This is a genomic window from Bradyrhizobium sp. SEMIA, assembly GCF_014844175.1.
Taxonomy (GTDB): domain Bacteria; phylum Pseudomonadota; class Alphaproteobacteria; order Rhizobiales; family Xanthobacteraceae; genus Bradyrhizobium; species Bradyrhizobium arachidis.
This window is the reverse complement of sequence record NZ_CP046601.1, coordinates 1-13,617: the sequence shown is the minus strand read 5'-3', so window position 1 is coordinate 13,617 and position 13,617 is coordinate 1. Positions and strand designations below refer to the sequence as shown.

The 13,617-nt window shown below is 64.6% G+C and carries 13 protein-coding genes and 1 pseudogene; 10 read left to right on the top strand and 4 right to left on the bottom strand.

Annotated features, from left to right (window positions below; genetic code table 11):
- The first annotated feature begins 116 nt into the window (after nt 1-116).
- On the top strand, nt 117-524 hold the full coding sequence (locus tag FOM02_RS00075; protein ID WP_051378273.1) for a response regulator: 408 nt from the start codon (nt 117-119) through the stop codon (nt 522-524).
- Between the two features lie 24 nt (nt 525-548).
- On the opposite strand, the gene FOM02_RS00070 is transcribed toward FOM02_RS00075, so the two are convergent.
- The gene (locus tag FOM02_RS00070) at nt 549-2,096 is read right to left on the bottom strand and encodes an alkaline phosphatase D family protein (protein ID WP_027561784.1); all 1,548 of its coding nucleotides are present in this window, start codon (nt 2,094-2,096) and stop codon (nt 549-551) included.
- A gap of 172 nt (nt 2,097-2,268) precedes the next feature.
- The gene (locus tag FOM02_RS00065; RefSeq protein WP_027561785.1) at nt 2,269-3,714 is read right to left on the bottom strand and encodes a TAXI family TRAP transporter solute-binding subunit; all 1,446 of its coding nucleotides are present in this window, start codon (nt 3,712-3,714) and stop codon (nt 2,269-2,271) included.
- A 151-nt stretch (nt 3,715-3,865) separates the two neighbouring features.
- Between FOM02_RS00065 and FOM02_RS00060 the strand changes: the two genes are divergently transcribed.
- On the top strand, nt 3,866-4,156 hold the full coding sequence (locus FOM02_RS00060) for a 4a-hydroxytetrahydrobiopterin dehydratase (RefSeq protein WP_027561786.1): 291 nt from the start codon (nt 3,866-3,868) through the stop codon (nt 4,154-4,156).
- Nucleotides 4,157-4,257: 101 nt separating this feature from the next.
- Nucleotides 4,258-4,650: a YkvA family protein gene (locus tag FOM02_RS00055; RefSeq protein ID WP_027561787.1), complete on the top strand. Its 393-nt coding sequence runs from the start codon at nt 4,258-4,260 to the stop codon at nt 4,648-4,650.
- Between the two features lie 142 nt (nt 4,651-4,792).
- Here FOM02_RS00055 and FOM02_RS00050 read toward each other — a convergent pair whose 3' ends face one another.
- Nucleotides 4,793-5,953 (bottom strand): TAXI family TRAP transporter solute-binding subunit, encoded by a 1,161-nt coding sequence (locus FOM02_RS00050; RefSeq protein ID WP_027561788.1) that lies wholly within the window; start codon nt 5,951-5,953, stop codon nt 4,793-4,795.
- Nucleotides 5,954-6,034: 81 nt separating this feature from the next.
- On the opposite strand from FOM02_RS00050, the pseudogene FOM02_RS00045 reads away from it, so the two are divergent.
- The 7 genes and pseudogenes from FOM02_RS00045 to argG all read left to right on the top strand — a co-directional run.
- Nucleotides 6,035-6,786: pseudogene (locus FOM02_RS00045) on the top strand (SDR family oxidoreductase); the annotation flags it as partial.
- A 106-nt stretch (nt 6,787-6,892) separates the two neighbouring features.
- On the top strand, nt 6,893-7,537 hold the full coding sequence (locus FOM02_RS00035; protein WP_027561791.1) for an invasion associated locus B family protein: 645 nt from the start codon (nt 6,893-6,895) through the stop codon (nt 7,535-7,537).
- A gap of 182 nt (nt 7,538-7,719) precedes the next feature.
- Nucleotides 7,720-8,922: a 23S rRNA (adenine(2503)-C(2))-methyltransferase RlmN gene (rlmN, locus tag FOM02_RS00030; protein ID WP_027561792.1), complete on the top strand. Its 1,203-nt coding sequence runs from the start codon at nt 7,720-7,722 to the stop codon at nt 8,920-8,922.
- Nucleotides 8,923-8,924: 2 nt separating this feature from the next.
- Nucleotides 8,925-9,404 carry a hypothetical protein gene (locus FOM02_RS00025; RefSeq protein ID WP_027561793.1) on the top strand — a complete coding sequence of 160 codons (480 nt, stop codon included), beginning with the start codon at nt 8,925-8,927 and terminating at the stop codon, nt 9,402-9,404.
- A gap of 21 nt (nt 9,405-9,425) precedes the next feature.
- Nucleotides 9,426-9,920 (top strand): hypothetical protein, encoded by a 495-nt coding sequence (locus FOM02_RS00020; protein ID WP_027561794.1) that lies wholly within the window; start codon nt 9,426-9,428, stop codon nt 9,918-9,920.
- A 264-nt stretch (nt 9,921-10,184) separates the two neighbouring features.
- Nucleotides 10,185-10,961, top strand: a complete 777-nt coding sequence (locus FOM02_RS00015; protein WP_027561795.1) for a phosphatase PAP2 family protein — start codon at nt 10,185-10,187, stop codon at nt 10,959-10,961.
- 94 nt (nt 10,962-11,055) lie between these two features.
- Nucleotides 11,056-12,393 carry an argininosuccinate synthase gene (gene argG, locus FOM02_RS00010; protein ID WP_265441390.1) on the top strand — a complete coding sequence of 446 codons (1,338 nt, stop codon included), beginning with the start codon at nt 11,056-11,058 and terminating at the stop codon, nt 12,391-12,393.
- 192 nt (nt 12,394-12,585) lie between these two features.
- On the opposite strand, the gene FOM02_RS00005 is transcribed toward argG, so the two are convergent.
- A complete protein-coding gene (locus FOM02_RS00005) occupies nt 12,586-13,533 on the bottom strand; it encodes an OmpA family protein (protein WP_265441389.1) in 948 nt (315 codons plus the stop codon).
- Nucleotides 13,534-13,617: the final 84 nt, after the last annotated feature.

The following is a 13,617-nucleotide window of genomic DNA, read 5'->3' as shown; positions in this document are numbered from 1 at the left end:
CTGTGTGCACAAGTGGACAGACGTCAAAACTGTTCTGTGGTGAGTTTCGTTCCTGGAACCCTCCGATGCGCTGGGCGCAGGCATCGGGCTGAGGCTGTCCTTAAGGCAAAAAAAACATGCAGCCCTCGATAGCCAACACCATGATACCAGCCTCCCCGGACGCCTCGGCCGACGTGCCCAGCGATATTCTGATCGTCGAGGACGATCCGATCATCGCCATCGATTTCGAGGACCGCCTGCTTGGATTTGGCGCGAAGAGCGTGCGCACCGTCGGATCGGTCGCGCAGGCGCTGGACGCGATCGCGGTGCATGCGCCGGATTTCGCGCTGCTCGATGTTGAGCTCGGCCGCGAGAAAAGCTTCGCCGTCGCCGAGCGGCTGGCGGCGGCGCAAATCCCGTTCGTCTTCGTGACCGGCTATGGCGCCGAAACCCGGATCCCGGCCGAATTCAAGGCGCGGCCCCGGTTGCAAAAGCCCTGCTCGAGCGACGCGCTGGAGGCCGCGCTGCGCTCGCGCGGCGCCTGATCGCTCACTCGCGTCCGCGCGGCTTCAGCCAAGCTTCGGATCGAGCGTGGTCGACCACAGCGCGACGTCGGCACGGTCGCGCAAGGTCACCGTCATCTGGCCGGAAACGCCGTCGATCTTGACGTGACCGAAGAACTGCATGCCGGCCGAGGGCGGCAGGTTCTGCTTGTCGGGGCCGGGCGCTTTGACGAAGCGCACCTCGGGTCCAAAGGTGTTGTCCATCTCGCCAGGCCCGAACGTCCCGGCGTGCAGGGGGCCCGAGACGAATTCCCAGAACGGATCGAATTCCTGGAATTGTGCCTTGTCCGGGTTGTAGTAGTTCGCAGCCGCGTAGTGCACGTCGGCCGTCAGCCATACCGTGTTCTTGATCGGTGCCATCTTGATGAAGCGCAGCAGGTCGGCGATCTCGAACTCGCGGCCGCGCGCCGGGCCATCGCCTTGCGCAAACGCTTCCGAACCTTTTTTGTTTGCGGCATCGTCATAGACGAGGATGCTGAGCGGCATGTCGGACGCGATCACCTTCCAGGTCGCGCGCGAGTTGAGCAGGCCGCGCTTGAGCCAGGCGATCTGGTCGGGGCCGAGGAAGTAGGCGGCCGGGCCGTAAGCGGTTTCGAGATTCGCGCCGTTCGGACCGCGATAGCTGCGCTCGTCGAGCACGAACACGTCGAGATGCGGGCCGTAGGAGATCTGGCGATAGACGCGGCCGGGCTCGACGATGCTCTCGCGCATCGGATACATCTCGTGGAAGGCGCGGCTCGCCCGCGCCGCGAGCAGCGTAATGTCGCGCACCTTGTAAGACGCCGGCAGCTCCTTCGACAGCGACCAATTGTTGGTCACCTCGTGGTCGTCCCACTGCACGAAGATCGGCACCTCGGCATTGAAGGCGCGGACATTGTCGTCGGTGAAATTGTATTTGTGCGCGGCGCGATACTCGTCCAGCGTCTCCGCGACCTTGGCCTTCTCCGGAATCGTGACGTTCTTCCAGATCTTGCCGTCCGCGAGCTTCACCTCGGACTGGATCGGGCCGTCCGCATAGATGGTGTCGCCGGAATGCAGGAAGAAATCCGGACGATGCTTGCGCATCGCGGAGAAGGTGAACATGCCGCCGTCGTCGGGATTGATGCCCCAGCCCTGACCTGCGACGTCGCCGCCCCAGACGAAGCTGATGTCGCGGCGGTCGGCCGGCGCGGTGCGGAAACGGCCCACCACCGGCTCGCCCTCGATCGCAGTGTGCGAGAGATCGCGGAAGCGGACGCGGTAGAAGATGTCCTGGCCGCCCGGCAGATTCTCCAGCAGCATCTTGGCGGTGAAGTCGCTCTCGGGCAGGGCCGCGATCGGCGGCAGCGCGCGGGCGTCCTTGAACGATTCCGTCGTCGCCACCTCGACCAGCATCTGCGCGGGCCGATCGGTGCGCGCCCACACCACGCCGCCGTCGACGGTGACGTCGCCCGATTGCACGCCGTGTGTCACCGCCGGCCGGTCGGCCGCGCGCGACAGATGGGGCATCGCGATCGCACCAAGCGCGCCGGCGCTGGTGGTGAGGAAACGGCGGCGGGAGAATTTGATCTTCATGGCTGGCTCGCGGGCTGGCTGTCTCGTGCGCATCTCGCCGTCATTCCGGGATGGTGCGCGAGCACCAGACCCGGAATCTCGAGATTCCGGGTTCGATGCTGGCGCATCGCCCCGGAATGACGGCGCAAGCTATATTGAGACAATGTGACGCAGCAATTACGCGCGCAAGCGTTTACGCGTTGCCGGCGGCCCGGAATTGCGCGCCCGTACGTTGCAGGTTCTGCGACAGGCTGAACAGCACGGCCTTGCGGTCGGCGACCGCGGCGTGGAATTGGTCGAGCGCGATGTTGAAGGCGGTGAGCGCGGCTTCCTCGATCGCGCCGTGATCATAGCAGCGCAGCGTATCGCGCAGGATGTCGTCGGCCTCGGTCTGCATCTGGTCGAGCTCTTCGGTCGTCTCGCACTTGCGCGCGGCCGTGATCATGTCGAGCAGGCGCTCGCGCAGATGGCTGTTGTTGTCGCGCTCGTCCTTCTTCAGGTAGCCCGCAAACCAGGCGCCGAGCGAGCCCATGGCCGAAAGCGCCATCAGGCCCCACCAGATGAAATCGCTGTACTTGTCGAGGAAGGTCTTTTCCTCGCCGTCGACGAAGGCCGCGGCGCCCGGATGCACGGGGATCACGGCGTCCTTGTCGGTGTCGGGCGTCTCGATCTTCGCCGCGAGCGGGAATTCCGTCACCAATTGCTGGCGCACGGCGAACAGCTGGCGGGTGAATGCCGCGATGGTGGTTTCGGAGATGCCTTTGCGCGCCACGATATGGTGCGAGAAGCTGATGGTCTTGACCTCGTCCTCGGGCCTGTCAGGCGAGCCGCCATAGGTGCCGGCAGGAATCTCCGAGGCTTCATAGACCGGATGGTTCTGTGCGATCGCGTCGGCGGAATCGATCGCGATGAAGGTCGGTGTGCCACCGTCCTTGGCCGAGGCCGCGATCGCATCCGCCGTGATCTTGCTGTTGACGGGACCGGCCGCGAGATAGGCATCGGCCTTCTGGGCCTTGATCGCTTCGGCGGCTTCATTGGCCGGGAACTGGATGATCTCGACCTTGGCGGGATCGACGCCGTATTGCTGCAGGATCACCTTGAGCAGATTGACGTTGGCCTGGGTGCGGCCGACCACGCCGACGCGATGACCGGCGAGCTGCGCGATCTTGGTGATCTTCGCGCCCTTCTTCTTGCCCTTGCCGGGCACGGACCACAGCACCACGACGTTCTTGCGCAGGGTCGCGACCGCTTGCGCGTTCTTGGGAACGTCGACGTCCCCGCGCACGATGGCGAGATCGACCTTGCTCTCCGCAAGCGCCTCGGCGCTGGCGGTGGCGCCGTCGGTCTGGATCGGCCGCAGCCGCACATAGCTCTTGTTCTGCGAGAAGGCCTGCGTCAGCGTCTGCACGACCTTGACGTCGTCGCTGTTGGCGGGGCCGACCGCGATCTTCAGCGTCACCGGCCGCATCGCGAAATAATAGCCGCCCGTGATTGCGCCGATGATCGCGAGCACCAATGCGAGAGAGACAAGCGCGGTACGCCGCGCCGCTGATCGCGGCGACGTCGAGTTGGGTGTTTCGGCCAGGTCCAGACCCCCGGTCATCGATCTCCCGAACAGGCGCTTGAGGCTCAGTTTCATCTCGGCCGGCGATTTACGCCCCTAATTGTAGCAAATTTCTTGTCCGGAGGGGTTACATCTCCGTCATGGTTAGCGGATGGGCCAAATCCCGGTGAACCCGGGCCATATGCACGGTGTTAGGGTAAAGTTCCCCTGAAGGACGGAGGCGATCATGGCAGAGCGGCTGACGGCGGAAGCACGCAAGCAGGCGCTGGGCGCCATACCGGGCTGGACCGAGGTCCAGGGCCGCGAGGCCATCGGGAAAACCTTTGTCTTCAAGGATTTCAACGAGGCGTTCGGCTTCATGAGCCGCGCGGCGCTGGTCGCCGAGAAAATGGACCATCATCCCGAATGGCGGAACGTCTACAAGACGGTGGAGGTGGTGCTCTCGACCCATGACGCCGGCGGCGTCACCAGGCTCGATATCGAGCTCGCCCAGAAGATGAACGCCATCGCCGGCTGACACCGGGCTTACATCTTGTCGGGGCGGGCAGCGTCCCCATCTTGTGATCAGCAATGGATGCGGCGATCTGCCGCCCTGGCTGAACGGGGAGTTTGCAGGACATGGCTGCCGAACACAGCGTCGGTTTCGAGCCGGCCGATCGGCTCGCGGAGGATCGCGAGAGCGTTCGCCGTCGCTTCTGGCGCAAGCTGAAGCGCGTTGCCGCGCAATTGCCGTTCGCGGAAGATCTGCTCGCGGCTTATTACTGCGCGTTCGACCGGCAGACGCCGCGCCATGTCCAGGCCTCGCTCCTGGGCGCGATCGCCTATTTCATCCTGCCCTTCGACTTCGTTCCCGACGTGATGCCGATCCTCGGCTTCACCGACGACGCCGCCGTGCTCGCCACCGCCATCCGCATGGTCGCGAGCCACATCACCAACGAGCATCGCGAAGCCGCGCGTGCTGTGTTGAAGCGTGGTGTGGACGAGGGGGATGTGGATGCCGAAGCGGCGTAGCAGGCGCGGCCTCAGCCACACTCCCTAGTCATTCCCCGCGCAGGCGGGGAATCCAGTACGCCGCGGCTCTCGATTCAATCACTGACGTCGCGGAATACTGGATCGCCCGGTCAAGCCGGGCGATGACAGCTGAGTGTATGGGCTACTTCTTCCCCGCCTCCGTCCGCGCCTTCTCTGCGTCCCAGGCCTGGAATTGCTTGAACAGCGTTTCCCTCTCCGCGTCGGACACTTTCGCGGCCGCGGGATTCTGCTTCAAAAACGCCTCGAAGCGCTGGCGTGTCACCGGCTCCACGCCGTGCTTGTCGAGCCATTGCTGCGCCACCGGCAATCTGTTCCAGCCGGCGAGCGGCGCGGGAAGCGAGACTTCCTTCCACTTGGGATGGAACGGCGGGTTCTGGAGCGCTGGGAATTTCGTGAAGAACGCGTCCACGAACAGCGCGAGCTTGCGATAGCGCTCGGTGTTCGGCGCCCAATTATAGGCCGCGAGCACCGCGGGCACGGCAATCGTGTCGACGCTCTCACCCTCCTTGATCAGGTTCGGATAGTCCTTGGCCGTGAGCGTCGCCGGCAGATAGTCGCTCTGCAGCGGCTTGGCGTAGTCCACCTTGGCGAGATGGAAGCGGCCGTCATTGCCGAACGTCGAGACCGATTTGTACGGCTTGCCGCCGACCACGATGACGGCGTCGATCTCGCCGGCCTTCAGCTTCTCCATCGCGATGCGCTGCTCGACATAGACGAAGTTCGCCTTGATCCCGAGCCGCTCGAACACCGTCAGTGCGGTGACGAAGGTGCCGCCGTTCGGCAGATCGACGCTGACCTTCTTGCCCTCGAGGTCCTTCAGCGTCGCGATCGACTTCGGCGCGATGACCTGCATCTCTTCATTGTAGAGCTTGGTCACATAGGTGAACTGCTTTTTGATGTCCTTGGCAAAGCCCTTGCGCTCGAGATAGTCGAGCGTGTCGGCGCGCACGATGCCGAGATCGACGCCTTGCAGGAACAGGATGTCGGCGACGCTCTGCACCGAGCCGCGGCCGACGATCGGCAGCACGCGGATCTTGTTGCCGTCGTCGAGCACGGAGGCGAGGTCGGCGCCGAATTGCACATAGGTGCCACCGATCGTACCTGTGATCAGCGTGACGGTATTGGCGTTCAGCGCCTGCTTGGTCGAGGTCGAGCCGAACTGGAAGATGGCCTTCAGGCTGTCCGAGACTTTGGCCGGATCGTATTCGGTCTGCTCGGCGCGGGCGGTGAAGGCACAGACGGTCATGATGGCAGCGAGCGCCATTCGATAGACGTTACGCATGGTGTCCTCTGAAGAGTTCTAGTTCGAGAGTTGGCCGAGCGCTGCCGCGCCTCCGCCGATCCGAGGCTTGCGGCGCGCTGGTACCCGCTCGGCGCCGAGCTCGTGATCTGCGCCGCAAGCTCGACCGGCTCGAAGCAGCGGCGCGCGAGATGCGCGAACAGACCGGCAGCAAGGTCACGACGATCGCGTGCGACATTCGCGATGGCGCGGCGGTCGACGGCATGATGGATCAGATCTGGCGCGAGGCGCCGCTCGACATCCTCGTCAACAATGCGGCGGCGACCTTCATCGCGCAGAGCGAGCATCTGTCGTTCCGCGCGGCGGACGCGATCCTGGCGCCGACGCTGCATGGCGCGATGTATTGTACGCTCGCCGCCGGCAAGCGCTGGATCGATAGCAAGCACAAGGGCGTCGTGCTCTCGATCCTCTCGACCTCGACCATCACCGGCCGCGCCTTCACCGTTCCTTCGGCGATGGCGAAGTCGGCGGTGCTGGCGATGACCAGAAGCCTCGCCGTGGAATGGGGCCCGAAGGGCATCCGCACCGTCGCGATCGCGCCCGGCCCGTTCCCGACCGCCGGCGCATCCGGGTAGCTCCGCCCCGAGGGCCGCGACGAGGGCTGGACCGCGCGCAACCCGCTTGGCCGTACTGGCGAGCACGGCGAGCTTGCCGACCTCGCCAGCTTCCTGGTGTCGGACCGTGCTGGTTACATCAATGGCGAGATGGTGGTGATCGACGGCGGCGCGCATCTGCGCAGTTCTGGTGCCGAGGATTTGCTCGGCTGGAGCGATGCACAATGGGCCGCGCAGCGCGCCGCGCGATCGAAGGAATGACCGGCTAACTGCCTTCCCAAACAGGGCTTTCCCGGCTATCCCTGCGCCGGGGACAACGCGCGGCCGGGCCATCTTCCAGTCACAATATTGAGGGAACCACTCCAGCATGTGGCGGGTGCTGATTTTAGCTTTGATGACTGGCGTAGCGGCGTGGGGACTCACAGGGTCCGCACGGGCGCAGACGGCGCAACCGGCGTCCAAGCCGGCATCGGCTGCACCGAAAGCGGCTGCGCCGGCCGCAAAGACGGCGGCAAAGCCCGAGAGCAAACCCGTGGCCCCGCCCGCTGCGGTTGCCGGCGGCGCGGAGCCGACGCTGATCGGCCAGTTCGGCACTTGGGGCGCCTATTCGGCGACGCCCAACGGCAAGAAGGTCTGCTTCGCGTTGGCAAAGCCCTCGTCGTCGAAGACCAATCCGCCGAACAGGCCGCGCGATCCCGCCTATGCCTTCGTCTCGACCCGGCCGGCGGAGAAGGTGAACAACGAAGTCTCGGTCATGATCGGCTACGCGCTGAAGCCGGGCTCGGAATCGACCGTCGAGGTCGGTGGCGCCGCGTTTGCGATGTACACGCAGGGCGACGGCCTCTGGATCAAGAACGCGGCCGAGGAGGAGCGGATGGTGGAAGCCATGCGCAAATCCGCCGATCTCGTGGTCAAGGGTGTCTCGGCCAAGGGGACGGAGACGACCGACACCTTCTCGCTGAAGGGCCTCGCCCAGGCGCTCGACAAGATCGCCCAGGATTGTAGGCGGTAACGCCTAGGCGTTAAGGCTGAGGCGATAAGGTCGCAATCGGGTGTTCCGGTTGCTATATAGGGACGGTTCCAGATTTTTCTTCCGTCATTCCGCGGCGATGCGAAGCATCGAACCCGGAATCTCGAGGTTCCGGGTCTGGTCCTTCGGACCATCCCGGAACGACCAAACCATCAGGTCCATAGATGCAACCGACTGCCGAGCCGCACAACGCAACATTGGTGGAGAAGACTCCACTCGAAACCTATGTGCCGCCGGCAAAACCGTCGCTGATCGGTCTGTCGCGCAGCGAGCTTGCCGATCGCCTCGGCGAGATCGGCGTCGCACCTGCCCAGCGCAAGATGCGCGTGCAGCAGCTCTGGCACTGGCTCTACTTCCGCGGCGCCCAGAGCTTCGACGACATGACCTCGATCTCGAAGGGCATCCGCGCCGAGCTCGCCCAGCATTTCACTGTCGACCGGCCCGAAGTCGTGGCCGAGCAGATCTCCAATGACGGCACCCGCAAATGGCTGCTGCGCCTGCCGAGCGGCGACAATGTCGAGAAGGCGCATGAAGTCGAGTGCGTCTACATCCCCGAGACCGATCGCGGCACGCTCTGCGTCTCCTCTCAGGTCGGCTGCACGCTGAACTGCGCGTTCTGCCACACCGGCACGCAGCGCCTCGTGCGCAACCTCACTGCGGGCGAGATCGTCGGCCAGGTCATGGTCGCTCGCGATCGCCTGAACGACTGGGCCGATCGCGAGGACGGCACGCGCCGCGTCACCAACATCGTGATGATGGGCATGGGCGAGCCGCTCTACAATTTCGACGCCGTGCGCGATGCGCTGCTCATCGTCGGCGACAATGAAGGCATCGGCATCTCCCGCCGCCGCATCACGCTGTCGACCTCGGGCGTGGTGCCGAACATCGTGCGCGCCGGCGAGGAGATCGGCGTCATGCTCGCGATCTCGCTGCATGCGGTGCGCGACGAATTGCGCAACGAGCTCGTGCCGCTCAATCGCAAATATCCGATCAAGGAGCTGCTGCAGGCCTGCCGCGACTATCCCGGCGCCTCGAACGCGCGCCGCATCACCTTCGAATATGTGATGCTCAAGGGCGTCAACGATTCGCTCGACGATGCGAAATTGCTGGTGAAGATGCTCAAGGGCATCCCGGCCAAGATCAACCTGATCCCGTTCAATCCCTGGCCGGGTACGGCCTATGAATGCTCGGACTGGGACCAGATCGAGAAATTCTCCGAATACATCTTCAATGCCGGCTATTCATCGCCGGTGCGCACCCCGCGCGGCCGCGACATCCTCGCCGCGTGCGGTCAGCTCAAGTCGGAGACCGAAAAGCTCTCGGCCCGCGAGCGCCAGGCGCTGCGCGCCATGGCAATGACGGATTAGCGATGGCGCTGATCCGACGCTTGCCGGTCATCGTGCTCGCGTTTCTGGTTGCTTGTCTGATCGCGGAGGCGTTCTACGTCATCGTGGTGGTGGAATATGAAGCTCTTCTGGCGGTTCGAAGGCTCGCACATCTGCACTTTCTCATCGGTGTGACCGTACTGTTTGGCCTCGGTTTCAAGGTGCTATGTGGCGCGACCGTGTTGCCGGCAAGCGTCGCAATAGCGATCACGGAACTGACGGATCGCCGCGCCTTATGGGTCTATCTCGTTGCGGGCGCGGCGACAGCTCTTGTCTGCTATCTGGTGGTCGCTCCGTTTGAGGAGACACTCATCCCGGCTGGGCACAACACGCCAAGACTTGTTAGGCCCTACCCCATTTCGATCGTCGCCGCCGGGATCGTCGCGGGCGCAGCCTATTGGTTGATTGCAGGTCGCACCGCCGGCGTCTGGCGCAAGATGAGACCGGCGGAACTGGCGAGCTGAGGCCGCAAGGACAGATTCTTCATGGCACTGATCGGCCGCCTCATCGTCATCTTCATCGGCTTTCTTGCCGCCTGCTTCGTCGGCGGGATGATCGTCGTCATTGCGCTGCTGTTTCCGGAGTTCGCCGATCTCGGCGCCGGCCCCGTCGATCAGGGCGCGATCGACATCCTGCTCGGCTTCGGCTTCATCTTCGTCTCGGGCTTTGCGCTGGTGCCGGCGGCGGTGATCGTCGCGGTCACTGAGGCACTCTATATCCGCAGCGCCCTCGCTTATGCCGTTGGCGGCGGTCTCGTCGGGCTCGCCTGCTATCTCGGTCTCGTTCCCTTCCACCCCGACACCTTGCAGTTCGAGGGCATCGTGCGGCGGCATCTGGAGATCATGACCGGCGCGGGCATCGTTGCCGGCGTGGTCTATTGGCTGATTGCCGGCCGCAATGCCGGCGCCTGGCGTATCCCGGCGCCCCCGCACAAGCCGCCCCCGCCGCTGCCGTCGAATTCGAGGCCGGATGTGCGGTGAAGGCACGTGCGTCGTTCGACCGGATGCGAAGCAATTTGCCACACACTCGGTGTCGTCCCCGCAAACGCGGGGACCCATAACCCCAGGGAGGAGTTTGGCGCAAACTGGTAACTGCGAGTCTTCGCCAAACACCTCCCTGTGGTTATGGGTCCCGGATCTGCGCTTCGCTTGTCCGGGACGACGTCGTGGAAGCAGCTCATTGCTGGTTGCAACGGCTGGAATCCAGGGTTTCCATCCCCGTCCCACTCCGCTAAACCGCGCGCCATGAACCGGACTGGACTTTTCATCGCCCTGGTGCTGTGGCTCGTGATCGGCGTGGTTTTCGGCCTCTATCCCGAGCTCGATCTCAAGCTCGCGTCGCTGTTCTTCGACCCCGAGACGAAGACGTTTCCGCTCAAGCTGAATGAGTGGGCCGGCGTCGCGCGCGATGCCGCGATGTGGATCGCCTGGGCGTTCGCGCTGCCGTCACTGGTCGCGCTCGTGGTCAAGATGATCAGGCCCGACCGGCCGCTGATGGTGTCGGGGCGCGCGATCATCTTCCTGCTCGTGACGTTGACGCTGTCGGCCGGCGTGCTCACCAATCTCACTTTCAAGACCTATTGGGGCCGGCCGCGCCCGGTGGTCGTAACCGAGTTTGCCGGCGATCAGCAATTCGTGCCGTGGTGGGATCCGCGCGGCGATTGCACGCGCAATTGCTCGTTCTTCTCCGGCGAAGGCGCGACCGCGTTCTGGACGCTGGCGCCCGCCGCGCTGGCGCCGCCGGCCTGGCGGCCGCTCGCCTATACCGGCGCGGTCATCTTCGGCCTTGTCACCAGCGGCCTGCGGATGGCCTTCGGCGGTCACTTCTTCACCGACGTCTCGATCGCCGGCCTCGTCACCTTCGTCGTGATCTGGCTTTTCTACGGACTGATCTACCGCTGGCCGCGGACGCGGTTCTCGGACGCGGCGGTCGATGCCGCCCTGACCCGGCTGAACATGCCTGCCTACCGGCTCCGCCAGCGCCTGTTCGGCCGCAGGACAGGCCCCGAGCCCTCGGTCTAAGCCATTAAATGCGTGCCCAGCCCTGCGAAATTTGATATTCGCGCGGTCAAACCACGCCCTGACACCAGCCCTTTGAGACCCGATTGGAAGCCCCATGACCACGATCCTGAAAAGCCTGCCCAAGGGTGAGAAAGTCGGCATCGCGTTTTCCGGCGGTCTCGACACCAGCGCGGCGCTGCTCTGGATGAAGCAGAAGGGCGCGCGCTGCTACGCCTATACCGCCAATCTCGGCCAGCCCGATGAGGCCGACTACAACGAGATCCCGCGCAAGGCCGAAGCGTTCGGCGCCGAGAAGGCCGTGCTGGTCGATTGCCGCACGCAGCTGGTGCACGAAGGCATCGCCGCGATCCAGTCCGGCGCCTTCCACATCTCGACCGGCGGCATCACCTATTTCAACACCACGCCGCTGGGGCGTGCCGTCACCGGCACCATGCTGGTCGCGGCGATGAAGGAAGACGGCGTCAACATCTGGGGCGACGGCTCGACCTTCAAGGGCAACGACATCGAGCGCTTCTATCGCTACGGCCTGCTGACCAATCCGAGCCTGAAGATCTACAAGCCCTGGCTCGACCAGCAGTTCATCGACGAGCTCGGCGGCCGCGCCGAGATGTCGGCGTTCATGACCGCGCAGGGCTTTGCCTACAAGATGAGTGCCGAGAAGGCGTATTCGACCGACAGCAATCTGCTCGGCGCCACGCACGAGGCCAAGGATCTCGAAAGCCTCGACAGTGGCATCAAGATCGTCAACCCGATCATGGGCGTGCCGTTCTGGCGCGATGACTGCGCCGTCAAAGCCGAGAAGGTCGTGGTGCGTTTCGAGGAAGGCCAGCCGGTCGCGCTGAACGGCCAGACCTTCACCGATCCCGTCGCGCTGGTCCTCGAAGCCAACGCGATCGGCGGCCGCCACGGCCTCGGCATGAGCGACCAGATCGAGAACCGCATCATCGAGGCCAAGAGCCGCGGTATCTATGAAGCGCCCGGCATGGCGCTGCTGCACATCGCCTATGAGCGTCTCGTCACCGGCATCCATAACGAGGACACTATCGAGCAGTACCGCATCAGCGGCATGCGCTTGGGCCGGCTGCTGTATCAGGGCCGCTGGTTCGACTCGCAAGCCCTGATGTTGCGCGAGACCGCGCAGCGCTGGGTCGCGCGCGCCGTCACCGGCGAGGTGACGCTCGAGCTGCGCCGCGGCAACGATTATTCCATTCTCAACACTGAAAGTCCGAACCTCACCTATGCGCCGGAACGGCTCAGCATGGAGAAGGTCGAGGACGCCGCCTTCACGCCGGCCGACCGCATCGGCCAGCTCACCATGCGCAATCTCGACATCGCCGACACGCGCACCAAGCTCGGTCTCTATTCGAAGACCGGCCTGCTCTCGGGCAGCGAAGGCTCGCAGATATTCAAGCTCGAGAGCGACAAGGGTTAAAGTCGCCGCTCTCGTAGGGTGGGCAAAGCGTAGCGTGCCCACCACCTTTCCACGAAGGCAGTGATGGTGGGCACGGCGCGTGCGCGCCTTTGCCCACCCTGCGAGTTCGCACCCGTGTCACCAGGCCGCGCGTAATCGCCCAAGACAAAAATGGCCGGGATCGCTCCCGGCCATTTGCGTTTGTTTGTGCCGTTACCGCGGCGGCGCGGTGCCGGGCGGGGGCGGCGGCAGCGAGGCCTGGCCGCCGTTGAGCAGCGGCGTGATGTTGCGGATGGTGACCCGCCGGTTAATCACGCTCGGCCCTTGCGTCTGCTCCTTCAGATATTGCTCGCCATAACCCTGCGACGTCAGGTTCTCGGCGGGCACGCCGAACTGCTGCGTCAGCAATTCGGCCGCGGCCTGCGCGCGGCGGTCCGACAATGACAGATTGTCTACCTCGTTGCCGACCGCGTCGGTGTGTCCCTCGATCAGGAACACCTCGCGCGGGTTGCGCTGGATCGCCTGGTTGAGGCCGTCGGCGATCACCTGAAGCCGGGCCGCCTGGTCCGGCGGGATGGTCCACGATCCCGTCTCGAAGTTGATCGAGTTGACGTCGATGCTCGGCATCTGCATGCGGACATTGGGGCTGTAGCGGATTTCGTCGAGCGAGTAGCGCCGATCGATCCGCTGCACAGGCGGTGCAACCATGGTCTGGTAGATCACGTCCGGCGACGCTTCCTGGGCGTCGACGATGTAGCGATCATAGGGAATGTTCACGACCGGCGGCGGCACGTCGACATAGAAGCCGCCGACTGCCCGCGGATCGCGGTAGGTGTTGTCGATGATGATGATCTCGCGCCCGCCGGGGTCCCTGCGGATTCGCCGCCGCAGCGAGCCGTCCGCACCGACCACGGTGATCACCTCGCTGCCGTCGGGACGGACCACGACGGTGCGGGTTTCGCCGCCTTCGTTGAAGGTGCGGATGTCGCGGGCGCCATAGCGGAAGCGATAGAGATCGTTGCCGCGGACATAGGCCTGCCCGCCTGGATCGCGGATGATGATGCGGTCCGGCTCGGTGTAGACGGTGCGGCCGCCCTCGACGACCTCCTGTCGCTGGTTATGCATGTCGGCGATGGTGGCGCCGATGACCGCACCGGCCACCACGCCTGCACCGATCGCGAGCGGCGTCAGGCTGATAGCCCTACTAGGTTCGTTCGCGCCTGCAATCGCTCAGCCCAAGGTCAA